The organism is Corynebacterium comes (assembly GCF_009734405.1).
Taxonomy (GTDB): Bacteria; Actinomycetota; Actinomycetes; order Mycobacteriales; family Mycobacteriaceae; genus Corynebacterium; species Corynebacterium comes.
This window is the reverse complement of record NZ_CP046453.1, coordinates 523,038-548,567: the sequence shown is the minus strand read 5'-3', so window position 1 is coordinate 548,567 and position 25,530 is coordinate 523,038. Positions and strand designations below refer to the sequence as shown.

Sequence of the window (25,530 nt, the reverse complement as noted above, 5' to 3'; positions counted from 1 at the left end):
AGCCGACGGCCCCCAGCTCACCCTCAGGTAAGACCAATATGGCCCTTGGCTCCCGTTTACAACGATTTGTTCACGATACCTCCTTAAACCCCTTTCCGGCTTCGTTCCGCCCGACACAGATGGCTACGGTGAACCACATGACTGATTCCCTTGGTCCGCTTCGCAAGCCCTCACAACGTCGTACCATCCTCGCTGCCATCCTCGCGGCGGGTTCCCTCGGGCTCGCCGCCTGCGGCACCGGGGCCGGCGCGGAATCAGAGACAGCGGAAACCTCCGACGGGGGAAACCGCCCCCTCTCCGGGACAATCCAGTCCGGCACGCTGGGCGGAACCGGAGTTGTTGCCGTCGGAAAGACCGATGTCGCCCGGAAGACCGCTCGTCCGGACACCCCTGCGCAGCTGATGGTGGAATCGGTGGAGGTGGCCAGCCACGAAGGTTTCGACCGCGTCGTCTTCCACCTCTTCGGCAGCGGCGAACCCGGCTGGTTCATCGACTACACCTCCGACCCTGCCCAGCAGGGCTCCGGCAACCCCATCGCCTTCGAGGGCGCGGTGGCCCTCAACGTCAACATCGACGGCACCACCTACCCCTTCGAGCTCAACCGGGAGGACCCGCACATCGGCACCGTCGCGGGTGCCGGTCGCGTCACGCAGGTCATCTCGGCGGGCACGTTCGAGGGCCACTCACAGTTCGTCATCGGAGTGAAGGAAAAGCTGCCCTATTCGGTGGAGGTGCTCCAGGAGCCCCACCGCCTGGTCATCGACGTCCTGCATTCCTAGAAGTAACTGGCCTCGATCCGCCAGCGCCCCACACCCCCGCCCAGCCACAGCAGCAACCAGGCGCGGGGGTGTCGCTCATCCTCGGCCTGCCCCACGACCTGCAGGCGGGCGACCTTCTGCGGCTCACTGCCCCACCATCCGGCGTCCACGGGCCAGGGTCCCGCCCAGGCCGCGACCCGGTAGCGCTCCCGACCCCAGCCCAGCGTGTGCGGGATTGAACTCAGCAACGCCTCGGCGGTGACGGTGACGTCTCCTGCCGCGGCGTCGACGAGCCGCACCAGCGACGCCGGGTGCGCCGGCCCGCCGCCCAGCCGCGCGGGCAGGGGCCCGGGGATCCGGCCAGGCCATGTCCCCCGCTTCTCGACGCCGCTCTCCTCCCCGTAGGGCACGAAATCGACCCGTTCCGCCACGCCCCGGCCCCCGACGACGCGGGGGCTCAGGACCGCGTCTGTCCCGAGGGTCGACTGAACCCGGCCGACCACCCGGCGTGCCCGGGCCCGATCACCTGCGCCCGCGCTGTGCCACAGGCTGGCCACCGGATCGGGTGGCGCGGTCTCCAACGGCTCCAGGATGAGCGAGACGATCGTCCCCGCCCCGCCTGAGGTGAGCCATCCGTCGAGCTGCCACCGCACCCGGTCGGCCGTGGCCGCCTCGGTGAGCGCCTCCCGGGTACGCCAGATCCGCTCCAGCCGGGTCCCGTCACCGAGCTCCGCGAGCACCCGCAGACGCAGACAGGACAGCCCGGCGGTGCGTAGCCGCTCATGCAGTGTGCCCGCCAGCTGGCGGGCCGCGAACGCGGCGGCGTCCACCCGGTCGATGGGGTCCTCGGGGGTGACCGACACCGACAGGTCCGTCCTCGGCAGGTCCGGAGCCACCCGACGATCAGCCGCGGCCCGGGCGATCCGGTGGCAGCGTTCCCCGGCCACCCCGAAACGGGTGGACACGGCCGTTGCGGGTAGAACAGCCAGGTCGCCCAGGGTGTGCACACCCAGCTGCCGGAGGGAAACCACCAGCGCCGCGTCACAGTGCAGGGACGTCTCGGCAGCCAGCAGCGTCACGGGTTGAGCGGCCAGAAACTCCCGGGAGCCACCGGTCGGCACGACCCGTCCCTCCCCCACGCGCGCGGCGATGAGCGCAGTGGCGATCTCATCGGCCACCCCGACGGTGGCGTCTACACCGCGGCGCGCGGCGGCGTCGACGAGCATCTCCACCGCCTCGCCTTCCGAACCGTGGAACCTGCCCGCAGCACCCGCGTCGACGATGACCAGACCGGGGCGCAGGATCTCCACCGAGGATGCCACGTCATCCAGACCTGCGGCGATGGACTCGAACATCCGTCCGTCCCGGTCCAGGTCCTCGTCCAGCACGACCAGACCCGGACACACCGCCTGCGCCTGACGCACCCGCATGTCCCGGCGCACCCCGGCCCGGCGCGCCGCCTGCGAGCACACCCGGATGCGGTGCCGGGCGGCAATCGCCAGGGTGTCGGGGAGTTCCTCATCGTCGATCCGGGCGGCCTGCACCGGCCAGTCCGGAAACCACAGGGCCGCGACGCGCACGCTACACCGTCCTCAGACCTGCAGGCCGGCCCACCGTCACCGTCGTCGACGCCGGGGGTTTCCCCTTCGCCTCGACGCGGACGGCGATGTCCACGCCACGAATCCGACCGGTGCCCTCGCCGATACCGCGGAAGGTGGTGACGTCTGCCTGAATGCGCACGGTCGGCGACGGCACCCGCGCCCCCACGAGCACGAGCGCCGCCACCCCGCCGCGGAGTTTGCCCAGCATCGGCCGGGCCCGCACCGGGGAGAGTTCGAGCGGGGCGGGCCAGCGGGCCACGACCAGATCCAGGCCCTCCACCAGCACGCCGATGACCCCGAGCGGATCGCTCCCCGGATCCGGGACGGTGATGATCTTCTCCAGCCTCCCGTTGTCGATCACACCAGCGAGAGAGAGTTCCGGCCAGCCGACCACTCCGACGTGTCCGTCCCCTGCGGTAGCCTGCACGATGAGTTGCACGATGAGCGCCGGACAGTCCGACACCTCCGTCACCGCCCGACGCGCCAGGCCGCCGCCAGGCAGTACTTTCGCCAGGTCAGAAGGAACGGGAAGAAGGTCGGGCCCGGCGATCTGAGGTTGCGCCACGGCGCCCCGGCCGCCGCCGATGGCCGCCATCCGGGAACGCAGGAACTCAACCTGCCCGGCCCGATCCAGGTCCGGGAGGTTCTCCACCCCCTGCATTTTCCGAACACCTGTTCCATTCACGGATCCAGTATGCGCCCGGAGGCGAAGCGCCGTCAACTGGTAGCGTCACACCGCATGAACGCCTATTCCGACATACGTTCGCGACAGACCCCCATCCCCACCCCTCCCCCGGTACGGACGGGAACCTCCCTGCTCATCGGGCTGGGAGTGGCGGTTCTGTCCACCGGCCTGGACCGCGGCATCCAGGTGGGGGTCATGATCATCGCGATCGCCGCCGGCCTGCTCCTCATGTTCGGACATCCCTACCGGCGCGAGATCAGGGAGTTCCTCAAAAAGAAGAACGCCGTCATCCGCCTCCGGCCCAGCCAGCTCCTGCCGCTGTTCCTGGTGTGGCTGGCGCTCATGATCGTGCCCGTCTTCGCCCCCCTGCCACTGTGGGGCACGGCCCTGGTGTGGCTGGCCACGTCCGGCTGGATGTTCTGGATCTTCCCGCACATCGACGGCACCCGGGCCCTGGCCTACGCATAGGATCTTGCCGAAAATAGACCGGTTGGTACATAAGATTACTCCCGCCCGCCCCGGCAGTTATTTTAGTCACACCAATGTGGGAAACTGCGAGGTCATCTGGTTACATGGGGAGACAGAACACGCTGACCCCCTCGCCGGACCGAGCCAGACCATGCCCCCCACCAGGAGAATACCCGGAGGGCAAACGTACAGATCGGTCTAGCGATGTCGGGTCTCCCGCTGACACAGCAAGGAGCTCCCATGACCATCTCCGCCCCAGCCCGCTCCCGGGCCGGCCTGCCGAAATGGGCGACCGGATTCGGCGCCCAGGTCATCGCCGGCCTGCTCCTCGGCCTGGTTCTGGGTTTCATCGCCCGCGCCTCTGACGCCGGCCTCCCCGATGGTGGGACAGGGCCGCTGACGGGCCTGCTGACGGGCGTCGGCAATGCCTACGTCCAGCTGCTCAAGCTGATGATCCCGCCGCTGATCTTCGCCGCCGTGGTCACCTCTGTGGCCAATCTGCGCAAGGTCGCCAATGCCGCCCGGCTGGCGGTGTCCACGCTGGTGTGGTTCGCCCTCACCGCCTTCTTCTCCGTACTCGCCGGCATCGCGGTGGCTCTGGTCCTGCAGCCGGGCGTGGGTACCTCCGTGGATCCGGGCAGCGCCGCTGAACCTGCCCGCACCGGTTCCTGGCTGGGCTTCCTCCAGTCGATCGTGCCCGCGAACTTCATGGGGCTGAATGCCTCCACCACCGCCGACGGCGGGGTCAGTCTCTCCTTCAACGTCCTCCAGCTGCTGGTCATCTCCCTGGCCATCGGCATCGCCGCCGTGAAGGCCGGTAAGGCTGCGGAGCCCTTCCTGGGATTCACGGAGTCCTTCCTCAAGGTCATCCAGGTGGTGCTCTGGTGGATCATCCGTCTGGCGCCGATCGGTACCGCGGCACTCATCGGCAAGGCGGTCTCCACCTACGGCTGGGAGGCGCTGGGCTCGCTGGGCAAGTTCGTGCTGGCCATCTACGTCGGTCTGGCCCTGGTCATGGGCGTGATCTACCCGCTGACCCTGAAACTCAACGGACTCCCGGTTCTGGGCTTCTTCAGGCGGGTCTGGCCGGTGACCTCGCTCGGTTTCGTCACCCGCTCCTCGATGGGCGTGATGCCGGTGACCCAGCGCGTGGTCGAGCGTTCCATGGGTGTGCCGCGTGAATACGCCTCCTTCGCCATCCCGCTCGGCGCCACCTCGAAGATGGACGGCTGTGCCGCGGTCTATCCCGCCATCGCGGCGATCTTCGTCGCCCAGTTCTACGGCATCGAACTCAACCTGACGCACTACCTGCTCATCATCTTCGTCTCGGTCATCGGTTCCGCCGCCACGGCCGGCACCACGGGCGCCACCGTCATGCTCACGCTGACCCTGTCCACCCTAGGTCTGCCGCTGGCCGGTGTGGGTCTGCTGCTGGCCACCGAGCCGATCATCGACATGGGTCGCACCGCCACCAACGTCACCGGCCAGGCGCTGGTCGCGGCGGTCGTCGCCAAGCGGGCGGGCATCCTCGACGAGGAGACCTGGAACGCAGCCGAATCCGGGCACGCCGCCGCGGATGCGGCGGATGATGAGCCCGCCGACGCTGCTGTGGCGGTCAGCCGGCGGGCCTGACGGACCTAGAGCCCGTCCTCGACCTCGCGTGCCCGTCTGCCCATCTCGTTGAGCCGGAGGTTCGCCCAGTTGTAGAAGGCGTGCATCCCGGCGAAAACCACCACGATGAGCAGGAACGCCGGTAGCCACCACCCCCAGGGAAGGTCGGCCTGCCACAGGACGATCGCCGTGAAGATCAGCGCCGCGATGACCACGCGGGCCGGCTGGAAGGTGTAGTCCCTCATCTAGTCCAGATCCCGGGAATGCGCCCAGCGGGTCAGGGCGTGGCGGTTGGACTGCTGTGTCTTGCGCAGGATGTTGGAGGCGTGGGTCTCCACGGTCTTGACGGAGATGAACAGCTCCCGGCCGATCTCCTTGTACGTGTACCCACGCGCCAGCAGCCGCAGCACCTCCAGCTCCCGGCGGGTCAGGGCATCCACCACCGGATCGTCGATCTTGCGGGGTTCCTCCGCCGGGTCCTCGACCACTTCCCCACCGGCGAAGGCGTCGAGGACGAAACCGGCCAGACGGGGGGAGAAGTAGGCGTCACCGGAGTGGACCCGCTCGATGGCCTCCGCCAGTTCGGGACCGGAGATGTTCTTTGTCACGTAGCCTCTGGCGCCGGCGCGGATGACGGAGATGACGTCCTCCGCCGCGTCGGAGACGCTCAGTGCCAGGAAGGTGGTGTCCACGCCCACGCCCTTGAGGACGGCGACGCCGCCGCCGTCCGGCATGTGGACGTCGAGAAGCACGACGTCGGGACGCGCGGCGTCGATACCCGCGATGGCCTCGGCGACGGTCCCGGCGTCACCGACGATCTCGACCCGGCCGCCCAGTTCAGCACGGACGCCGGAACGGAAGACGGAATGATCGTCGACGAGAAACACCTTCACCATGCCGCTCAGGATACCGGCAGCCGGTAGATCACGGAGACCTCCGTTCCCTCCCCCTCCGTGGAACGGATACGCGCCTGTCCGCCGATACGCTCCATGCGCCCCTCGATGGAGTCGCGGATACCGTGTCGGTCCGCGGGTATATCCGCGGGATCGAACCCGGTGCCGCGGTCGCGGACGAAGATGGACAGCTCTCCGGCGAGGATCTCCGCGTAGACGTCGAGCTTCTCGACGCCCGCGTGCTTCGCCGCGTTCACCATCGCCTCCCGCGCAGCAAGCACCACAGCCTTGGTGTCCTCCGTCAGCCCGGTGTCCTCGCCGACGGTGACGGGTGCGATGCGGACGCCGAAGAGATCCTCCACCTCACCACAGGCGGTCTCCACAGCGGCGAAGACCGACTGGGTGGATTTCTCTTCGGCGTCGAAGAGCCACTGCCGGAGCTCGCGCTCCTGGCCGCGGGCGAGGCGGATGACCTCGGCGGGGTCGTCGGAACGCTTCTGGATCAACGCCAGTGTCTGCAGCACGGAATCATGCAACCGGGAGGCGATCTCCGCGCGTTCCTCACTGGCCGCCTTCGCCGCCCGCTCCTCCGCGAGCGAATCCCACAGCCGCACCACCAGCGGCACTCCCAGTGCCGCCGCACCCGCCAGCGTGAGCATGACCGCGAAGATCGCCGCGGCGAATCCCCCCGACCGCTCCGCGTAGAAGATCGTCACCACAATGCCCGCGAGCATCAGCACCGCGCCGATGAAGATGTTGAGGTTACTGCGCCCGGACCCCAACCCCCGGTCATAGGCCTGCCATGCCAGCACCGCCCCCACACCCGCCAACAGCAGCGGGACGAGCACCACGGCGGGCAGCCCCGACACGAAGCTCGCGGACACGACGAAACCCGCCCCACCCACCAGCGCCAGCAGCAGATACACCGACCGCGACAACTCCCGCTCCCGCGGCGGCAGCGCCACTTCTTCGGAGGCCTTCGAGAACATCCACAGGCCCGCGTACACCGCCACCCCCAACCCCGAGAGGAAGGAGCCGATGATGAACGCCAGGCGCACGTAGAAGACGTCCACCCTCAGATGCACCGCCAGGCCACCGGCGACCCCTGCGACGACACGCCCCGAACGGGGACGCAGATACACCGGATACGGGCCGGCGCCCGGGCGGTCCGGCCCGTAGGGCACCGGGGAGGAGGGGGTGTTCATGCCCCGATCCTGTCAGAGACGCCACCCTGAGCACATCGGGGCAGACCCTGATTCCCGGATTTCAGGGTGGATCCCGATACCTTCTCCGCACGTCACGGCCCACAATGAAGCCATGACCACTCAGACCTCCTTCACCGACACCGTCCGGCGGATGTGGGACACCCGTCCTCCCCGCATCCCCTCCGAACAGGGCGGCAACTCAAAGATCGCCGGCGTCTGTGAGGGCATCGGCGTGCGCTACCAGATCGATCCGACCATCGTCCGCGTCCTGTTCGTCGTCTCACTGTTCACCCTCGGCGGAGGTCTCCCCGCCTACCTGCTCGCCTGGCTGGCCATGCCCCGCTACGGGATGTCCACCTCCCCGATGCAGGCCGTCGCCCGCCGAAAGGAACAGCTCACCCCACCGGAGCGGAAGGAACGCTCCACCGGCTGGTGGCTGATCATCTTCTTCATCCTCACCTCCGGCCTCTTCACCTCCGAGGGCACCCTCGCCTCCACCGGAATCCTGGCGATCGTGGCGCTTCTGGTCGCCTGGTGGGCGCTCCACCTGCGCACCCCGGAGCCTCCGGCCGGCCTGCTTGCCGACGCCCCCGCCCGCACCCTGCCCGACCCCGTCGACCTCTCCACCTACCTCCCCGCCGAGGGCACTGCCGTCCCCCCGGGGCGCACGTCCCCGCCCGCCTGGGACCCGCTGGGCACCGCGCCCTTCGCCTGGGACCTCCCCGATCCCGGGCCCGCCCCTCAGCCACAGCCGCGCAAGCCCCGCATCTGGCCCTGGATCGCGCTCGGCCTGCTGGGTACGCTCGGCGCCCTGACCGTCCTCGGCGGCATACTCGGGCTCTGGGTCGGCGGCAACTACGAGGACATCGCCGAGGACCGCAGCTACGCCCCGACCTCCGGAGCCGAGCTTCAGACCCACTACAAGGGTGAGATCGGCGACCTCATCGTCGATCTGCGCCGGCTTTCCGATCTCGACGACTCCCGTGACGTCACCGTCGAAGGCGGGATCGGCCCGGTCAACGTGTTCCTGCCCGATGATGTCCCGGTCGCCCTGGAGTGCGAAGAGGGCATCGGCGAGAGCAACTGCATCCCGGGCAGCTACAACGACGACGCAGCGGGCGAGACCCTGAACGTCAGAGTCGAAGGCGGGATCGGCCCGGTGCGGGTGACGGTACCGGCGGCGTCCTGACGCCACCTCCCCCACCCGGCACCCGGCGGCCCCGCCCACGGCGCGGGCCGTCGGCCGCCGACGTTGCAGAGATGTTGCCGGATTCGGGGTTCCGAGTGCGCGAACAAACAATAGGCTCAGCAGGTATGACGGTTTCACGCGGTGACCTGGCCACCCTCACCACGACCGGGCGGGACCCTCTGGGGGTTCTGAGCAGGCAGAACTCCACGCGGTTGGAGTGGCTGATCCCGCTGCGGATGACGCGGATGGCGCAGAGCCCCTTCACTTTCTACCGCGGCACCGCGGCGATCATGGCCGCGGACCACTCACGGGACCCGCACAGTGGGATCCCGGTGGTCTCCAGCGGTGACGCCCATCTGAGCAACTTCGGGTTCTACGCCACGCCGCAGCGCACCCAGGCCTTTGACCTCAATGACTTCGACGAATCCGCCTGGGCACCCTGGGAATGGGATCTCAAGAGGTTGGTCACCAGCGTGATCATCGGCGGGCGTGACACTGATCGCCCGGAGAAGGTGGTGCAGGCCGCGGCGGATCATGCGGTGAGGGCCTACGTCTCCACGCTGACCGCATCCGACGGATACAGCCCGCTGGAGCGCTACTACTCCCACTTCAACCAGGAGATGGCCCGCCGACACCTGGGGAAGGCATCGCGCCGTGTGCTGGAGGAGGCCGCCGAGGACGCCCGCAAACGCACCAGCGCGCGGGCGGCCAGGCGACTGACCGAGGACATCGGGGACGGTCGACGCCGATTCATCGAGGAACCTCCGGTGATGACTCACGTGGAAAATGAAGTCGAGCTGAACGTGGACGCCAGCTACCGGCAGTACCTGCTGTCAGCCAGTGTGGACATCCGCATGCTGCTCTCGCACTACACGATGGAGGACATCGGACGGAGAGTCGTGGGCGTGGGCAGTGTCGGCACCCGCTGCTATCTGGTGCTCATGCGCGATGAGGACGGCGGGGTGCTCATTCTCCAGGTCAAGCAGGCGATACGCAGCGCACTCGAGGAATACGGGGGATTCCCCCAGCCCTCCGCCCTGACCGAGGTCACGGATGTCTCCGGGGAAGGGGCCCGGGTGGTGGGGCTCCAACGCATCCTGCAGGCCTACTCCGATCCTTTCCTGGGGCATCTGCAGTCCTCCGGGAGGTCCTTCTACGTCAGGCAGTACCACGACATGAAGGGCAGCGTCGAAATAGAGGAGCTCAACGACGACGCCTTCAACGGCTATGCCATCGCGTGTGCGGCGGTGCTCGCCCGCGCCCACGCGCAGTCCTCCAACGCCCGGCGGGTGGTCGATTTCATCGGCGGCGGCAAGCGCATCCGACGCGCCATCGTGGACTGGTCCAACGCCTACGCCGAACTGTCACTGGAGGACTACCGGGCGTTCCTCGTCTCCGGCATGGTGGAGGAAGGACCTCGAGGCGCCTGACGTCCCTGCCGTAACCTCCCCGCGGTGATCGCCCGATGGAGATAGCACCACTTCCCGCCGACCGGGATGTAGGTTTCATCCACCCGCCAGGACCGGGCATGCAGTCTGGGACCTGCCGGTGACCTACGTGTTTGTGTGTCCAGCTCAGGGGCGTATTTCTGGACTCGCCGGTAGATGGTGGGGTGATCGACGGGTACTCCGCGCTGAAGTCGTCGCTTCCTCCGGGGCTTAGATCAGGTGAGCCCGCAGCGGCAGACCATCGCACCGCCCACAGAATGACCTAGCGAGGGACATGACGACCAGAGAAGATACCGATGGGACCGATCATCCCACGCTCACACCATCAAGATCCTGAGTCTGCAACAGCACCTTCCGGATCTACTGCGCGGACCGGGAATCTCCGTCAATGGGGAACTGCTGGCCGGAGATTGTCCGGGCGTGCGGCCCGCTGAGGAACACGGCGAGAGCGCCGATGTCCGCCGGATCCGTGAAGGCCTTGACCGACTGATTCTCCAGTGCCGCGTTCTTCTCATCCTCGACGCTGCGTCCGGACAGCTTCGCCCGACCCTCGAAGACCTGGTTGATACGCTCGCCCTTCACCGCACCCGGGTGAATGGAATTGACGGTGATGTTGTGCGGCCCCAGCTCCAGGGACAGCGTCTTCGTGAAACCGACCAGACCCCACTTGGTGGTGGAGTAAGCGATCCGATTCGCGTAGCCGAACCTTCCCGCCAGGGAGGACATGACCAGGATGGAACCGCCACCGGATTTCTTCATGAGCGGAACCGTGTGCCGGACGACATGGAAAGAACCGTTGAGGTTGACGTTGACCACGGCGTTCCAGGCCGCCGTATCGTACTCCTCAACCGGAGCGGTCGGGCCTGCGATACCTGCGTTGTTGACCAGGACGTCAAGGCCACCCCACTGCTCCTCCAAGGTGTCGACGAGGCTGGCGACGTCGGCGTCAGAGGAGACGTCTCCGCTGCTTCCACTGAGGTTCGGATAGCTGCCCAGAACGTTGTCCACCGCTTCCTGGTCGATGTCGAAGACGTGGACGTGGTGTCCCTCGGCAAGGAATGCCTGGGCGATGGCCCAGCCGATTCCGCCGGCTCCGGCGGTGATGAGTACTCGTTGCGTCATGTCCTTCTCCAATTCAGGCTGCCTGTGTGCATCGGCGTGTGGTGGCCAGGTCACGGAACCAGTCGAGGACCTCGGGGTTGTGCACGGAATCCCGGTTGACCGACTTCGAGTCTGCGTGGCCGCTGAACAAGCGCTTGAGGGGGACCTCGAGACGCTTCATCGTGTTCGTCACGGGGATACCCGGCGCCTCAATGATCTCATCGGGGACGTGGCGGGCGCTGGCGCGCGCCCGGAGGGTGCCGCAGATGCGGTCGCGGAGCGCGTCGTCAAGCACGGCCCCCTCGGCGGGCACGACGAATAGTGGCATCCAATACCCACCGCCCTCCTGCTCGATCCCGAGGACGAGGCAGTCCTCGATCTCAGCGATGTCCTGCAGGGCGTCATAGATGTCCGACGGTCCGATGCGCACGCCCTGGCGATTGAGTGTGGCATCCGCGCGGCCGTGGACGACGTAACTTCCGCCCTCGGTCACTGTGATCCAGTCGCCGTGCATCCATACCCCGGGCCGGGCCGTGAAATAGGACGACCGGTAACGTTCCCCCGACCCATCTCCCCACAGGAACAACGGCATGGAGGGCAGCGGGCGGGTGACCGCCATTTCTCCGACCTGGCCGATCAACGACTCACCGTCGTCGTCATGCGCCTCAGCGGCCACCCCGAGCAGAGGTCCCTGCAGGTACCCCAGGTGCACAGGCTCCATCGGGTTAGACCCCAGGAAACCACCGCAGATGTCGGTGCCGCCGGAGTCGGAGCCCAGGTGGACGTCCTGTTTGACCGCCTCATGCACCCACCGCCAGGTACTCGGCGGCAGCGGGGACCCTGTTGAGAGGATGGAGCGCAGAGAAGACAGGTCGCGGCCGCGACGGGGGTCCAGGCCGGACTTCTCCACCATGGACAGGTAGGCGGCGCCGGTGGCGAACATCGTCACCTTCAGGTCCGAGATGATCTGGAAGTGGTGGTCCTTGCCGGTCACCTTCGGCGAGCCGTCGTAGGTGACGATCGCGGCACCCGCCAGCAGGTTCTGCACCAGGGTGTTCCACACCATCCAGGAGGTGTTCGCGGCGACATAGTAGACGTCGCCGGGGCCCATGTCCTGGTGCAGGGCGATGCCCTTGAGGCTGTCGAGCACCATGCCGCCGTGGCCGTGCACGATGCCTTTGGGTTCTCCGGTCGTGCCGGAGGAGAAGAGGATCCACAGGGGGGCGTTGAACGGGACGCGCTCATAGTCCACCGGGGCAGGCGTGGCCACGATGTCGTCGAAGGCCACCCGCTGCCTGTCACCGTCGGCCATCATCCCCGCCGGGCGAGTCGGTTCCAGGGTACGGACGAAGATGGTGGCCTCCAGCGAGGGCAGCTCACGCTCGATCTCGGCGGTGTGGCTGCGGCGTTCCATCGCCCTACCGTTGAAAAGGTAGCCGTCGCCGGCGACGAGGACCTTGGGCTCCAGCTGGCGGATCCGGCGAACGCTGGCCTCTGCGGACATATCGGGGGAATTGATGGTCCACACCGCACCGATGGACGCCGCAGCCAGCAGACCGATGACCGCCTCCGGGATGTTGGGCAGCACCGCCGCCACGCGGTCGCCGGGCCCCACACCGAGTTCACGCAGGGTCCGGGCCATCGAGGCGACGTGTGCTTCGAGCTCGGCCCAGGTGAGCGAGTCGTGTTCCCCGTCCTCGTTGACCTGGATGATCGCAGGCGTGTGGCGGAGTGCGGGATCTGTCGCGTGGCGCAGAACATTCTCCGCGAAGTTGAGCCTCGCGCCCGGGAACCAGTCGGCGAAAGGCATGGCGTCGTCCACCAGTACCGGGGCATCCGCGAAGCCCTCACCGAGGACGTCGAAATACTCCTGGACGGCCTGCCAGAACTCACCGGTCTGTGTGACCGACCAGCCCCACAGGGTCCGGAAGTCCGGCAGGTCGCGGCCGAAGCGCTGCTCAGACCAGCGGGCGAAACGGTTCATCCGGCAGTTGTGGAGCTGGTCCTCGGTAGGGCGCCAGGTGACGGTCAGATTCTCGGGGGCGGTCAGTGCCATGCTCATGGGGGTTCCTCCGTGGGTGCGGCGGGCGTTGCGGGGTACGGGTGGGTGCGGGCTAGTCGGCCATGTCAGTGGCGGTTCGTCCGACCAGCAGGGAGAGCGCAGCCAGGCCGGCGATGGCAAGCGGGATGGCGAAGCCGATGAAGACACGCTCAGGGGCGATTCCCATGGCCAGGATGTACCCCACGATGATGGGGGCGGCGACGGAAACCAAGCGGCCGAGGCCGATCATCCAGCCGATTCCGGTGGCGCGGGCCTGGAAGGTGTAGACGGTGGGGGCGACCGCGTAGAAACCGGCGATGGCAGCCGTGGTCAGCACTCCGAGGACGAAGCCGACGGCGATGGCCACGGGGACGATGCTGAAGATCAGACCGAAGAGCAGATAGGCGGCGGCAGCGGCGAAGAGGGTCAGGAAGAGGAGGCGGCGGCCGCTGAAGCGGACCGCGAGGCCGGCGAAGAGGAAGCAACCCAGGACACCGCCGAGGTTGGCACCGATGCCCATGGTGGTGCCGAGCTGCGGATCCCCGCTGACCTGTGTCAGGATGGTGGGGATCCAGGTGTTGGCGAAGTAGTACGACGCCACCAGCAGGCCGTACCCGATCCACAGGGCGAGGGTGAGGCGCAGGGTCGGCGGGGTGAGGACCTCGCGCAGGATGCCCTTGTCGGCGGTGTTCTCCTGCCCGGCGGGAACCTGCTCCGGCAGCTCACTCAGGGGCGCCAGATTCATTCGGCCCAGGATGGCGTTGGTCTTCTCGAGTGCGCCGGCGGGGCGGCGGCCCAGCAGGTAGTGGAGGGATTCGGGCAGGAGGGCCCAGGCCGCCAGCAGGGCGACGGCCGCGAGGACGGTGCCGGCGATGAACATGGAGTGCCAGCCGAACTGGGGGATCAGCGGTCGCGAGACGAAGCCCGCGACGGTGGCGCCGATCGGGTATCCGGCTGCGTAGATGGCGATGGCGGTGGTGCGGCGGGCGTCGGAGGAGTATTCAGCGACGAGGGCGTTGAGGTTGGCCATCATGCCGCCGATTCCGAGTCCGGTGACGATGCGCCACAGGATCAGTGCACCGACGCTCGGTGCGATCACCGTGAACGCCATACCGATGACGATCACGACGAGCATCGCCAGCGTAAGGCGGCGGCGCCCCATCCGGTCAGCCAGCGGGGCGAGGACAATGGAGCCGGCCGCCATGCCGAAGAGGCTGGCGCTGAGGACGTACCCCAGGACGTCCGGACCGATGCCCAGCTCCTGCTGGATCTGCGGTGCGGCGAAGGCCATGATGCCGACCTCGAAACCGTCGAGGACGACGAGCAGCAGTGCGATGGTGACGGTGATGATCTGGAACCGGGTCATCCTGCCCTTGCGGACTTCGGAGAGAACCTGCTCCGGTCCCCGCGTGGGGGTGTGCGTCATGGTTGTCATTGTGTACCTTCCGGGCGAGCGATCTGTGACTGTAGTCGCGGGACATCTCAGGGTGTGACCGGAAGCATAGGAAGGCGGAAGTCACATTGTCACCACATTTGTCCCATATTCCTTCTATAGGAATGTAGACGAGGGTTCAAGGCGGAAAATCTAGGGAAGAATCCAGAAAGATCCCCGTTCCCCCTGCCTGTTAGCCAGCGGGAACGGGGATCCGTGGGAATTAATTCCTTAATCAGGAATCTGCGACGGACGCTTACCGAACAGGGCACTCTCCACCTGAGCAGCTGCCTCACGCAGCGCTGCCGCGTACTCCCGCACATCCTCCCGCCGGAAGCGGACGCTCGGGATGGCGACCGTCAACGCAGCCACCGGTTTCGAATCAGGGCCCAGGATGGCGACGCCGACGCCCACCACCCCCTGCTCGGTCTCCTCCACACTCAATCCGTAGCCGAGGCGCCGGACCTGGGAGAGCATCCGTTTCATCATCTTCATTGATTCCACGCGTCTGGTCGGCCACTTCAGCAGCCCGCGACGGTAGATCTCCTCGACCTCCGGGTTGGACAGGTGCCCGAGAATCGCCTTGCCCCCGGCAGAGACGAACGCCGGCATCTCGTAGTCCTTCCGCCGGGTGACCCGCAGAAGGGTGTTTGGCTCCAGACCATCAAGGAAGCGAATATTGCCCCGGCGTAGCACCATGATCTGCACGGTTTCCTGGACGCGCGCCTGCAGTTCAGCCAAGGGCCGGGCGGCGGCGTCGAGAAGCTCCGTCTCCGTTACCTCCCGCGGGCCAACATCGGACATCGCCGATCCCAACCAGTAGCGCCGTGCGAAGTCCTGGACCGCGAATCCTTGCCGAGCCAGCGTGGTCAACAGGCGGTGCGCTGTCGAAGCGGCGATGCCCAGATACTCCGCCGCCTCCTTCACCGAGATGGATTCATTGTCGCGTAAGTACAGAAGAAGCCGAAGAGCACGATCCACCGATTCCACCGGCGCCGGCCGGTCATCTGCCGGCACCCCACTTTGCGAAGTCATGTCGTGCCTTGAGCTCATTTCAGGCCGAGCGCTTTCAGCGCGTTGCCTTTGAGGATCTTCGGTCGGACCTCGTCCTTGATCGGCAGCTCCGCAAAATCGGCCAGCCACCTCTCGGGGGCAAGCAGCGGGTAGTCGGTGGCGAAGAGCAGCTTGTCGGCCAGCATGTTGGAGGCAAAGCGCACCAGCGACTCCGGGAAGTACTTCGGCCGCCACCCGGAGAGGTCGATGTAGACATTCGGCTTGTGGATCGCGATCGAGTTGGCCTCGTCCTGCCACGGCACGGAGGGGTGCGCCATGATGATCGTCAGGTCCGGTACCTCGGCGGCGACGTCATCAAGCAGCAGCGGGTTGGAGTAGCGCAGCTTGATGCCGCCACCGCCCGCCATGCCCGCCCCGATGCCGTTCTGACCCGTGTGGAACAGGGCAGGAACGCCGAGCTCGGCGAGCTTCCGCCACAACGGCAGGTACTGCGGCTCCGAAGGGTCGAAGCCCTGCAGGGAAGGATGGAACTTCATCCCCCAGACCCCCAGCTCCTCCACTTGCCGGATGGCCTCCACGATGGCGTCCTCCCCCATCCGCGGATCGACGCTACCGAAGGGGATGAGCACGTCGTTGTGTTCCTGGGCTGCCGCTACGAGATCGTCGATGGAGTTGGGAAGGTGGCCGAGCTGCGTGCGGGCGTCGATGGTGAAGATCACCGCCGCCATATTCAACTCCCGGTAGGATTCCGCGATGGCCTCGATCGAAGGGATGCGCTCCACGCCCTTGAAATAGGCGGCCGAAGCATCGAGATACTCCTGCGGCATCGAATGATGGCCGCACGTATCGGTCTCGTAGTGCACGTGCATGTCGATCGCCTCTACCGCGGCAAAATCGACGGCGGACTGATAACGCATGATGGTGACCTTTCGGAAAGGATGGTGGGATGTGAGTGGCCAGTCTAGACCTCTAGCCATGCCGACTGGCGGAATCCCTTTCCCACGAGGCTCCCCTCTTCCCCCATATCAACAGACACCCCTTCCCCTGCCCAGCCCGCCCAAATCAGACCACTACTACTAGAATTTGCAGTAAGAAGCCGCTTTTCTTGCTTTTCGACGGCGATTCCCATCACCTCACCACCGCAGAAGATATTCCTCCCAAAGGAATCTGCGACCGATGGAAGGAATCCGTCAACCCGGTTGACTGATTCTCTCTTATGTTCTTCATCGGCTCTCGTTGCTGTTACAGACTCAGGATCGTGATGGGGTGAGCGTGGGATGATCGGCCCCCATAGGTATCTTCTCTGGTCATCATGTCGGTCAAGTCCTGGGAGGTGGTGGTTCTGCCTTTCGATGAAACAGAAGCTCTGACGGTGTCAGGGACTGGCACGGACCCTGTGCCGGTGCGGGGCTCATGCAATCTCCTGAGTGGATTGGCCGGCGTCGATCACGGCGGCGGTCCTGTTCGTCTTCGTCTGCTCCAGGCTCGTCAACGACATGTAGCGTTTCTGCTGGATCCAGTCATCGTGTTGCTCCGCGAGCACCGCGCCGACCAGACAGACGACGGCGTCGCGGTGGGGGAAGAAGCCCGTCCACGAGGCCACCGACTCGCTCGTGGCGACCTGCATGCCGAGTAGTTCGCGGTAGCCCTCGGCGTTCACCCCGCCGGCCAGCAGGCCGGAGGCCTTCACTATCTGATCAAGATCCTTGGCCATCTCGGACACCTGGGACTTCGAGAGATTGTTGATTCCCAACGATGCGACCAGGTCGTTCATCCACAGGGTGGAGACACCCTTGAGGTAGCCGGTGGCGATGACCGTGGGCAGGGCCCGTTCGGCCCGGGTGTGGCTTTCCAGCAGCCAGTCGGGGAAGAAGGAGCCGGTGCGCAGTTTCGGGACGGCGACATCAACGGTGCGGACGTTGGTGCGGGAGGCGGAAGTGGTGACGTAGTCGGCGCCGCAGATCTGGTCAGCCTGGGAGGACAGGATCTGGCTGATGAAACCCTGCAAGCATCTGTCTCATCAGGTCCGGGGAGGCTTGGGACAGCAGGTCGTCGAGATAGGTCGTGGGGTCGATAGGATGGGGGCCAGCGGCCACCGTGGGTCTTGCCTTTCGAGGAGATGTAGGAGTTGATTCGAAAGGTGACTCGGGTGGTCGCCCACGTCTTCTATGGGGTCCTCGCCGGCAGTTGCAGATACACCACGCTGAAGGACACGACCCATTCCTCGGGCAATAAAATGAGCCTTCCCGGCCATCGCCCCACTCTGCAACAGCACCCTTCCGCCTATACTTGCGGGATTTCAGGTTTTCGGATCATCTTTATCCCGAAGTCGAGAGGAAGAGGCGCGCGTCGAAAATCTCTTCCGCAGACGCAAATGCGGTGACCAGCCCTGAAGGCTGATCACCGCATTGTCCGGTTGGGGGTTACTCCCACTCGATGGTCCCCGGCGGCTTGGAGGTCACATCGAGGACGACGCGGTTGACGTCATTGACCTCGTTGGTGATGCGGGTGGAGATGCGCTCCAGCACGTCGTAGGGGATGCGTGACCAGTCGGCGGTCATCGCGTCCTCGGAGGTGACCGGGCGCAGGACGATCGGGTGGCCGTAGGTGCGGCCGTCACCCTGGACACCGACGGAGCGGACATCAGCGAGGAGGACGACCGGGCACTGCCAGATCTGATCGTCCAGGCCGGCTGCGGTCAGCTCGGTGCGGGCGATGAGGTCGGCGGCGCGCAGGATCTCCAGGCGCTCCTCGGTGACCTCACCGATGATGCGGATACCCAGGCCCGGGCCCGGGAAAGGCTGACGGTTGACGATGTCCTCCGGCAGACCCAGCTCACGGCCGACCGCCCGGACCTCGTCCTTGAACAGCAGGCGCAGCGGCTCGACGAGGTCGAATTCGACGTCGTCCGGCAGACCACCGACGTTGTGGTGGCTCTTGATGTTCGCGGTACCGGTGCCGCCACCGGACTCGACGACGTCCGGGTACAGGGTGCCCTGCACCAGGTAGTCGACCTGCTCGTCCGCGAGGACATCGGCGACGGCGCGTTCGAAGGAGCGGATGAACTCGGCGCCGATGGCCTTGCGCTTGGCCTCCGGCTCGCTGACTCCCGCCAGCTTGTCCAGGAAAGCCTGTCGCTCGTCAACGGTGACCAGGCGGGCACCGGTTGCTGCGACGAAGTCGTTCTGCACCTGCTCGCGCTCGCCGGAACGCAGCAGACCGTGATCGACGAAGACACAGGTCAGACGGTCACCGATGGCGCGCTGCACCAGGGCTGCCGCCACGGCGGAGTCCACGCCTCCGGACAGGCCACAGATGGCGTGGCCCTCGGGGCCGACCTGCTCACGAACGGCGTCGATGAGCTGCTGCGCGATGTTCGCCGCGGTCCAGGTCGGCTCGAGGCCGGCGATCTGGGTGAGGAAGCGGGTCAGCACCTGCTGGCCGTGCGGGGAGTGCAGGACCTCCGGGTGGTACTGCACACCGGCGAACTTCTTCTCCACGTTCTCGAAGGCTGCGACGGGGGCACCGGCGGAGCACGCGGTGACGGTGAAGCCCTCGGGGGCCTCAGTCACGGCGTCACCGTGACTCATCCACACCTTGTGGGTGGCTGCCAGCTCATCGTGGAGCACGCCGCCACCGTCCACGACCTCGAGGTCGGTGCGGCCGTACTCACGGGCACCGGTCTCGGCCACGGTGCCGCCGAGTGCGGCGGTCATGGCCTGGAAGCCGTAGCAGATGCCGAACACCGGCAGACCCAGCTCCAGGATCGCGGGATCCAGCTTGGGCGCCTCATCGGCGTAGACGGAGGAAGGGCCGCCGGAGAGGATCAACGCGGCCGGGTTCTTGGCCTGGATCTCCTCGATAGTGGCGGTGTGCGGGACAACCTCGGAGTAGATTCGTGCCTCACGTACGCGCCGGGCGATGAGCTGGGCGTACTGGGCGCCGAAGTCCACGACGAGGACGGGGCGAGGGGTTGCGGAAGTCACGGATCTGATCCTACTACGCCGCGGTGGCAGTCCTAACTGGCGTGGTTCCCAAGGAAAACGCGGCACCGGAATTCCTCTCCCGTGCCGCGTTGCCGTGGTCGCGCTCTAGCGGTTGACCGCCAGGCCAACCTTCTGGAAGCTCTTCAGGTCGGTGTAACCGCACTTCGCCATCGCGCGACGCAGACCGCCGACGAGGTTCTGGTAGCCGAACGGGTCGGTCGAAGGGCCGTTGAGGATGGTCTCGAGGGTGGCGGTGTCGTCGAGAAGCAGGGAGGCGACGTTCTCCACCATGCCGCGCGGGAAACGTGGGTGGGCGGCGACGGCCGGCCAGTAGGCTCCTCCGCCGGCGGCCTCGGCGGCGGGGGCGAGCGGGGTGCCCAGCATCACGGCGTCGGCACCGCAGGCGATGGCCTTGGCAATGTCCCCGGAGTTCTCGATCTCCCCGTCGGCGATGATGTGGACGTACCGGCCGCCGGTCTCATCGAGGTACTCGCGACGTGCGGCCGCCACGTCGGCGATCGCGGTGGCCATGGGAACCTCGATACCCAGTGCGAGGTGGTTGGTGTTGGCGCCGCCACCGACGATGACGCCGGCGGCACCGGTGCGCATGAGGTGCATGGCGGTGGTGTAGTCAGCCACGCCGCCGGCGACCACGGGCACCTCGAGGGATCCGATGAACTCCTTGAGGTTCAGTGGCTCCCCGCCCTCGGCGACGTGCTCCGCAGAGATCATGGTGCCCTGAATGACCAGCAGCTCGGCACCCGCCTTGATCACCTTCGGGGCGACTTCGCGGGCCCGCTGCGGGCTGACGCGCACCGCGACGGTCGCGCCGGAGGCCCGGACCTCGCTGATCCGGTCTGCCAGCAGATCATCATCCACCGGAGCGGCGTGCAGCTCCTGCAGCGCGGCGATCGCGGCGGCGCCACCACGGAATTCATCGGTGTCGGCGACCGCGTTGACGACACGGGCCACGGCTGCGTCGAGATCCGCGTGACGGCCCCACAGACCTTCGGCGTTGATGACGCCCAGACCGCCCTGGCGGTGCATCTCGATGACGAACTCCGGGCTGGCCAGTGCGTCAGTCGGGTGTGACATCACGGGGATGTCGAAGGTGTAGGCGTCGATGTGCCAGGTGGTGTCGACGTCCTTCGAGGACCGGGTACGCCGGGACGGGACGATCGAGATGTCCTCCAGGCTGTAGGTACGGCGGGCCTCCCGGCCCACACCGATCTCGATGTAGTCGCGCATGTACTGCTCCGATCCTCGCTGGTGATATCGGAGGCCTACTTTACCGCACCCCTGCGGGGCCGACCGTTCGCGTCGGCTTCCCCGCCCGGATGCGTCCCCCGGCGGAAGGTTTCCCGGAACAGACGCACGGTTCCCACGACGGCCAGCAGCCAGCCGAGGATGTAGGGGGCCAAGACCGGCACCAGCCACCAGAGCGAGCGCCCGGTGTCTCCGCCGAAACCGCCGTACAGGCTGCTGATCCACATGCCGGCCACAGCGAGGACGATGATCACCAGCGACCACGCCAGCAGACTCCGGTGGCGGCTGCCGCCGAGGAAAGCGGCCAGGGTGATCAGGGCGACGCCCGCGACGATGAGCACCGAGCCTTCCAGCGGATCGAGGGTGCCGATGACCAGCCCGAGCAGGCCGATGACCGCCAATCCCCGCACCAGGTAAGCGCGTCCGGTCACGGCGACTCCCTCCATTCGTTGAGGCTCTACTTCACAGTCAACTCCCCCAGCTGCCCGTTCGTCCATGATTCTGCTTCTTGGCCCGGAACAGAAACCCGAAAGACCGCCCTGCCATCAGATGGCGGGGCGGTCAGTCAGCTCAGGAACCGGTGGGAACCTAGTGGTAGTTCGGCGCTTCGACGGTCTGCTGGATGTGGTGCGGGTGCGACTCACGCAGGCCGGCGGAGGTGATCTGCACGAACTGCTTCGTCTGCAGCTCCTGGATGGTGGCGGAACCGGTGTACCCCATGGCTGCGCGCAGGCCGCCGACCAGCTGGTGGGTGATCTGCTCAATGGAGCCACGGAACGGCACGCGACCCTCGATGCCCTCCGGCACGAGCTTGTCCTCGCTCTTCACGTCAGCCTGGAAGTAACGGTCCTTGGAGTAGGAACGCTTCTCACCGGACAGGCCACGCCCCTGCATGGCGCCCATGGAGCCCATGCCGCGGTAGCGCTTGTACTGCTTGCCGTTGACGACGACGACGTCGCCCGGGGACTCGGTGGTGCCGGCCAGCATGGAGCCGAGCATCACGGTGTCCGCACCTGCGGCCAGGGCCTTGGCGACGTCACCGGAGAACTGCATGCCGCCGTCGGCGATGACCGGGACACCTGCCTTACGGGCCGCTGCGGAGGCCTCCATGATGGCGGTGATCTGCGGGGCGCCGACACCGGCGACCACGCGGGTGGTGCAGATGGAGCCCGGGCCGATACCGACCTTGATGGCGTCAGCGCCGGCGTCGATCATCGCCTGGGCTGCCGAGCGGGTGGCCAGGTTACCGCCGACCACGTCGACGCGGTCGCCGAAGTCCTTCTTCACGCGGGCGACCATATCCAGCACGCGGTTGTTGTGGGCGTGCGCGGAGTCGACGATGAGCACGTCGACGCCCGCCTCGACCAGCTTTCCTGCCCGGTCCCAGGACTCGTCGCCGGTGCCGATGCCCGCCGCGACCAGCAGTCGACCCGACTCGTCCTTGGATGAGTTGGGGTGCTGCTCGGTCTTGACGAAGTCCTTCACGGTGATCAGGCCCACCAGCCTGCCTGCCGGGTCAACGATCGGCAGCTTCTCCACCTTGTTCGCGGAGAGAAGTTCGAGGGCCTGCTCCTTGGTCACGCCCTCCGGCGCGACGACCAGCGGCATCGGGGTCATGACCTCGGCCACGCGGCGGTGGGGGTTCGGCTCGAAACGCATGTCGCGGTTGGTGCAGATACCGACGAGGATGCCGTTCTCGTCGACGACCGGCAGCCCGGAGATCCGGAAGCGGGCGCACAGTGCGTCCACCTCGCCGATGGTCATGTCCGGGGTGCAGGTGACCGGGTCAGTGACCATGCCGGATTCGGAACGCTTGACGATCTCGACCTGCTCCGCCTGCTCCTCGGAGGAGAGGTTGCGGTGCAGCACGCCCAGACCACCCTGGCGGGCCATGGCCACGGCCATGCGTGCCTCGGTCACGGTATCCATCGCCGCAGAGACGATCGGGACACCCAGACGCAGGTTGCGGGTGAACTGGGTGGAGGTGTCAACCTCGTTGGGAACAATGTTGGACTCCGCCGGCAGGAGGAGAACATCATCAAAGGTCAGGCCCAGCAGGGCCACCTTGTTCGGATCGTCTCCCCCGGTGGACACGCGCTGATCGGTCATGAATTGTTGCTCCTTCTACGCACTGTGTGGCTACCGCAATGACTACACTGTAGTACCGTTTCCGCCGAGGTTGTTAGCGGCAGGGAATTGCCCATTGAGCTGCTCCACAATAGTGTGGCCAGTGTGAACTACAACTCGCAGATGCCGCTCGACCCGTTCGCCGATGATCCGAACGATCCGGCGTCCTTCCTGGACCCCGACGAGCCCGCTCCGCCCCTGTCCGACGAGGAGCGTGCCGGCATCACCCAGGACCTGGCCCTCGTGGCCCGCTTCAAGAAGGAACTCACCCCGCGGGGAATCCTCGGAATCTTCTTCCTGTGCGAGGAGTGCGACGACTTCCACTACTACGACTGGGACATCATGGCCGCCAACATGGTCGCCACCCTGGCAGGTGAACTCGCGCCCGTGCATGAGCCGTCCATGGAGCCCGACGTCGAGGCATATGTGCCGTGGGACTACGCGGCAGGCTATCTCGACGGGCTCAACGCCAGCTGACACCCGCCAGCCACAGGACACGTCCCCGCACCGGTTCAGTTATCTCCGGGGCGGGGACGTGTCCGTTGAGCGTGTCCTCTACTCCGGGACCTGGATCTGCGGCGGAGCCAGCGTCGGAGCCGGGATGACCGTGGTGGGGTCAACGGGGACAGGATCGACCGGCAGCGGCAGCGGCAGCGGGGAAGGCTCGACCGGCGCAGGCAGCGGGTTGGGGCGCAACGGCGGCGGGGACTGGGTCACCGTGACGGTGGCGGTGGCGGTTTCGGTCCGGACGCTGGTTTCGGTGACGGTTTCTGCGGCCGGGGCCTCTGCGACTCCGACGCCGGGTTCGCCCGGTCGAACGACTGTCGTCGTTGTCGTGGCGGTCGTTCCCGGAGCGCGGGGCGCCTCCTGCTGGGCAGGGCGCTCCGCGGGGGTGTCCTGCAGGTTCCGCAGGACCAGACGGGCCTCGTCCAGCAGCTCGCGGGTGCCGTCCATGTCACCCTCTGCCGCCAGGGAGTCGATCTCCTCCAGGGTGCCCGCCAGCTCGACCACCGCAGCCCGGTCGCTGAACAGTGAACTGGACAGGCCCCACAGCGGGGAGTCGGGCGTCGCGTTGTACACCATAGAACCCGAGCCCGCGATGACCAGGGTCGCGGCGGCGGCGCCGATGATGCCGGAGAGGAACGGGCGGCCGTTCCGGGTGCGGCGCCGGGAGGCGAGCGAGATGACCATCGGCTGCTCGTCCGCGCCCTCGATGAGCGGGGCGGGAGGCATCGGCTTGTCCACGTCCTCGCGGAGCTCGAGAAAGAGTGCGGCGAGTTCATCGTGGCCGTCCGAGGCGTCGATGCCCTGCGAGAGCTCGGTGAGGAAGGCGTCATCATCCACCAGTGACTGCAGCTGGGTTGTGATGTCACCGACGTCGGTACCGCTCTGATGACGTTTCATCACTTGACTCCCTTGTTCTCTGACTCCCGGGTCTCCTGCTGGCTGCCCAGGTTCTTGCGCAGTGTGTTCATTGCCCGGTGCTGTGCCACACGCACGGCTCCGGGGGTGCTGCCCACGATCTCGGCGGTTTCATCGGCCGAAAGACCGACGAAGACGCGCAGGATCACGATGTCGCGGGCTTTGTCACTTAATGAATCGAGAAGCGCCCTCACTCTGTTACTTCCGTCCGCCTCCAGGGCGTGATCCTCGGGCGTATCCCACTCGGTGACGACGTCGGGGACGTCGTCGGTGGGGTGCGAATGGTCCCTGGCCCTGGAGCGGTGGGCGTCGGCCACCTTGTTGAACGCGATGCCGTACACGAAAGCCATGAACGGTCGGCCCCTGTCGACGTAGTTGCCTATCGACGTCGCCACCGCCAGGCAGATCTCCTGGGCAATATCCTCGGGGGTGGGGGTGCGGCCTCCGCCGACCCGGGCCCGGGCATAACGCAGCACCATCGGGTGAATGATCGCCATGATGCGCTGGAGGGAACGGCGATCGCCGTCGACGGCCAGCGGCACAAGTTCTGCCAGCTCTACGTCGGTATCACTCACGTCCCACTCCTCCGGATAACCCGGAAGTCAGCTACCGGGCGGCCCCAGAATACCCTGTCGGCCCCGGAACGGAGATCTATTTGCCCCGCTCAGCGCATGTTCCCGGGGCACCAAGAGTTCACAAAGCATTAACCTTCACGGTTTCCGCAGGTCAGAAGGTTGCTTTCCCTGTTGGCCAACTTCAGGTAACCAGAAGGTCACAATTGGGCAACCGATTGTTCATGACCGACAGCCAGACTCCCTCATGCGCCGGAGGGCTCCACGCAATCAGCGAGTCTCCCCGTCACCAGAGTCTAACCCTTCTTTACTTAGGAGAAGAGAACATGTCACAACCCCACCTGCTTCCGGGACCCAACGCCGATTTCTGGGATTGGCAGCTCCACGGAGCCTGCCGGGGCGAGGAGTCAAATATGTTCTACCATCCGGATGGTGAGCGTGGCCGTGCACGCGCCCAGCGCGAGAACCGCGCCAAGGCCATCTGCCACACCTGCCCCGTCATCGCGTCCTGCCGCGAACATGCGCTCAAGGTCGCAGAGCCCTACGGCATCTGGGGCGGCCTGTCCGAGTCGGAGCGCCTGAGCGTGCTGCGCAACCGCGGCACCCGCCCGAGCCGCCAGAAGGTCCGCGTGACCACCCCTGCCCCCACACCCGTCAACGCCTGACACCCCGACGGGAGAATCAGAGAAGCCCGGTCAGAACCTGCAGGTT

23 protein-coding genes and 2 pseudogenes are annotated in these 25,530 nt (G+C 66.6%); 7 read left to right on the top strand and 18 right to left on the bottom strand.

Features of this window, described 5'->3' with window-relative positions:
* Nucleotides 1–137 precede the first annotated feature (137 nt).
* The gene (locus CETAM_RS02725) at nucleotides 138–779 is read left to right on the top strand and encodes an AMIN-like domain-containing (lipo)protein (protein WP_156226973.1); all 642 of its coding nucleotides are present in this window, start codon (nucleotides 138–140) and stop codon (nucleotides 777–779) included.
* Here the strand turns inward: CETAM_RS02725 and CETAM_RS02720 are convergent.
* Nucleotides 776–2,338, bottom strand: coding sequence for a DNA polymerase Y family protein (locus CETAM_RS02720; protein ID WP_156226972.1), 1,563 nt, complete (start codon nucleotides 2,336–2,338; stop codon nucleotides 776–778). The two genes, CETAM_RS02725 and CETAM_RS02720, sit on opposite strands and share 4 nt — an antisense overlap.
* 1 nt (nucleotide 2,339) lies before the next feature.
* Nucleotides 2,340–3,020 carry a hypothetical protein gene (locus CETAM_RS02715; protein ID WP_197085782.1) on the bottom strand — a complete coding sequence of 227 codons (681 nt, stop codon included), beginning with the start codon at nucleotides 3,018–3,020 and terminating at the stop codon, nucleotides 2,340–2,342.
* A 78-nt stretch (nucleotides 3,021–3,098) separates the two neighbouring features.
* On the opposite strand from CETAM_RS02715, the gene CETAM_RS02710 reads away from it, so the two are divergent.
* Complete coding sequence (locus tag CETAM_RS02710; RefSeq protein WP_156226971.1) at nucleotides 3,099–3,512, top strand: hypothetical protein; 414 nt, start codon at nucleotides 3,099–3,101, stop codon at nucleotides 3,510–3,512.
* A gap of 240 nt (nucleotides 3,513–3,752) precedes the next feature.
* Nucleotides 3,753–5,144, top strand: a complete 1,392-nt coding sequence (locus CETAM_RS02705; protein WP_156226970.1) for a dicarboxylate/amino acid:cation symporter — start codon at nucleotides 3,753–3,755, stop codon at nucleotides 5,142–5,144.
* A 5-nt stretch (nucleotides 5,145–5,149) separates the two neighbouring features.
* Here CETAM_RS02705 and CETAM_RS02700 read toward each other — a convergent pair whose 3' ends face one another.
* From CETAM_RS02700 to CETAM_RS02690, 3 genes are read right to left on the bottom strand one after another with little or no spacing between them, the layout of a single operon-like run.
* Nucleotides 5,150–5,368, bottom strand: a complete 219-nt coding sequence (locus tag CETAM_RS02700) for a hypothetical protein (RefSeq protein ID WP_156226969.1) — start codon at nucleotides 5,366–5,368, stop codon at nucleotides 5,150–5,152.
* Nucleotides 5,369–6,019, bottom strand: coding sequence for a LuxR C-terminal-related transcriptional regulator (locus CETAM_RS02695; protein WP_156226968.1), 651 nt, complete (start codon nucleotides 6,017–6,019; stop codon nucleotides 5,369–5,371).
* Nucleotides 6,020–6,024: 5 nt separating this feature from the next.
* On the bottom strand, nucleotides 6,025–7,221 hold the full coding sequence (locus tag CETAM_RS02690; RefSeq protein ID WP_156226967.1) for an ATP-binding protein: 1,197 nt from the start codon (nucleotides 7,219–7,221) through the stop codon (nucleotides 6,025–6,027).
* 112 nt (nucleotides 7,222–7,333) lie between these two features.
* On the opposite strand from CETAM_RS02690, the gene CETAM_RS02685 reads away from it, so the two are divergent.
* On the top strand, nucleotides 7,334–8,410 hold the full coding sequence (locus CETAM_RS02685; protein ID WP_197085781.1) for a PspC domain-containing protein: 1,077 nt from the start codon (nucleotides 7,334–7,336) through the stop codon (nucleotides 8,408–8,410).
* Between the two features lie 125 nt (nucleotides 8,411–8,535).
* Nucleotides 8,536–9,840, top strand: a complete 1,305-nt coding sequence (locus CETAM_RS02680; RefSeq protein ID WP_156226965.1) for a DUF2252 domain-containing protein — start codon at nucleotides 8,536–8,538, stop codon at nucleotides 9,838–9,840.
* Nucleotides 9,841–9,857: 17 nt separating this feature from the next.
* Here the strand turns inward: CETAM_RS02680 and CETAM_RS02675 are convergent.
* The 11 genes and pseudogenes from CETAM_RS02675 to guaB all read right to left on the bottom strand — a co-directional run.
* A pseudogene (locus CETAM_RS02675) lies at nucleotides 9,858–10,117 on the bottom strand (DDE-type integrase/transposase/recombinase); the annotation flags it as partial.
* A gap of 101 nt (nucleotides 10,118–10,218) precedes the next feature.
* Complete coding sequence (locus CETAM_RS02670) at nucleotides 10,219–10,980, bottom strand: SDR family oxidoreductase (RefSeq protein WP_156226964.1); 762 nt, start codon at nucleotides 10,978–10,980, stop codon at nucleotides 10,219–10,221.
* Nucleotides 10,981–10,993: 13 nt separating this feature from the next.
* Entirely contained in the window at nucleotides 10,994–13,021 is a 2,028-nt protein-coding gene (locus CETAM_RS02665; RefSeq protein WP_156226963.1) for an acetoacetate--CoA ligase, read from the bottom strand.
* A 52-nt stretch (nucleotides 13,022–13,073) separates the two neighbouring features.
* Nucleotides 13,074–14,426 carry an MFS transporter gene (locus CETAM_RS02660; RefSeq protein WP_231587557.1) on the bottom strand — a complete coding sequence of 451 codons (1,353 nt, stop codon included), beginning with the start codon at nucleotides 14,424–14,426 and terminating at the stop codon, nucleotides 13,074–13,076.
* 237 nt (nucleotides 14,427–14,663) lie between these two features.
* The gene (locus CETAM_RS02655; protein WP_156226961.1) at nucleotides 14,664–15,467 is read right to left on the bottom strand and encodes an IclR family transcriptional regulator; all 804 of its coding nucleotides are present in this window, start codon (nucleotides 15,465–15,467) and stop codon (nucleotides 14,664–14,666) included.
* A gap of 14 nt (nucleotides 15,468–15,481) precedes the next feature.
* Nucleotides 15,482–16,363, bottom strand: a complete 882-nt coding sequence (locus tag CETAM_RS02650; RefSeq protein WP_156226960.1) for an amidohydrolase family protein — start codon at nucleotides 16,361–16,363, stop codon at nucleotides 15,482–15,484.
* Nucleotides 16,364–16,857: 494 nt separating this feature from the next.
* A pseudogene (locus CETAM_RS02645) lies at nucleotides 16,858–17,542 on the bottom strand (transposase).
* 327 nt (nucleotides 17,543–17,869) lie between these two features.
* A complete protein-coding gene (gene guaA, locus CETAM_RS02640; protein ID WP_156226959.1) occupies nucleotides 17,870–19,432 on the bottom strand; it encodes a glutamine-hydrolyzing GMP synthase in 1,563 nt (520 codons plus the stop codon).
* Nucleotides 19,433–19,537: 105 nt separating this feature from the next.
* Entirely contained in the window at nucleotides 19,538–20,680 is a 1,143-nt protein-coding gene (locus CETAM_RS02635; protein WP_156226958.1) for a GuaB3 family IMP dehydrogenase-related protein, read from the bottom strand.
* Between the two features lie 35 nt (nucleotides 20,681–20,715).
* Complete coding sequence (locus tag CETAM_RS02630) at nucleotides 20,716–21,129, bottom strand: hypothetical protein (RefSeq protein WP_156226957.1); 414 nt, start codon at nucleotides 21,127–21,129, stop codon at nucleotides 20,716–20,718.
* Between the two features lie 157 nt (nucleotides 21,130–21,286).
* On the bottom strand, nucleotides 21,287–22,807 hold the full coding sequence (gene guaB, locus CETAM_RS02625; protein WP_156226956.1) for an IMP dehydrogenase: 1,521 nt from the start codon (nucleotides 22,805–22,807) through the stop codon (nucleotides 21,287–21,289).
* Between the two features lie 123 nt (nucleotides 22,808–22,930).
* Here guaB and CETAM_RS02620 point away from each other — a divergent pair, with 123 nt between their 5' ends.
* Nucleotides 22,931–23,302 carry a DUF5319 domain-containing protein gene (locus tag CETAM_RS02620; RefSeq protein WP_197085779.1) on the top strand — a complete coding sequence of 124 codons (372 nt, stop codon included), beginning with the start codon at nucleotides 22,931–22,933 and terminating at the stop codon, nucleotides 23,300–23,302.
* Nucleotides 23,303–23,380: 78 nt separating this feature from the next.
* On the opposite strand, the gene CETAM_RS02615 is transcribed toward CETAM_RS02620, so the two are convergent.
* Both CETAM_RS02615 and CETAM_RS02610 read right to left on the bottom strand, forming a co-directional pair.
* Nucleotides 23,381–24,229 carry a hypothetical protein gene (locus CETAM_RS02615; protein ID WP_156226954.1) on the bottom strand — a complete coding sequence of 283 codons (849 nt, stop codon included), beginning with the start codon at nucleotides 24,227–24,229 and terminating at the stop codon, nucleotides 23,381–23,383.
* Entirely contained in the window at nucleotides 24,229–24,822 is a 594-nt protein-coding gene (locus tag CETAM_RS02610; protein ID WP_156226953.1) for a sigma-70 family RNA polymerase sigma factor, read from the bottom strand. The genes CETAM_RS02615 and CETAM_RS02610 overlap by 1 nt, the downstream gene beginning before the upstream one ends.
* A gap of 323 nt (nucleotides 24,823–25,145) precedes the next feature.
* Here CETAM_RS02610 and CETAM_RS02605 point away from each other — a divergent pair, with 323 nt between their 5' ends.
* Nucleotides 25,146–25,484 (top strand): WhiB family transcriptional regulator, encoded by a 339-nt coding sequence (locus tag CETAM_RS02605; RefSeq protein ID WP_156226952.1) that lies wholly within the window; start codon nucleotides 25,146–25,148, stop codon nucleotides 25,482–25,484.
* Nucleotides 25,485–25,530 lie beyond the last annotated feature (46 nt).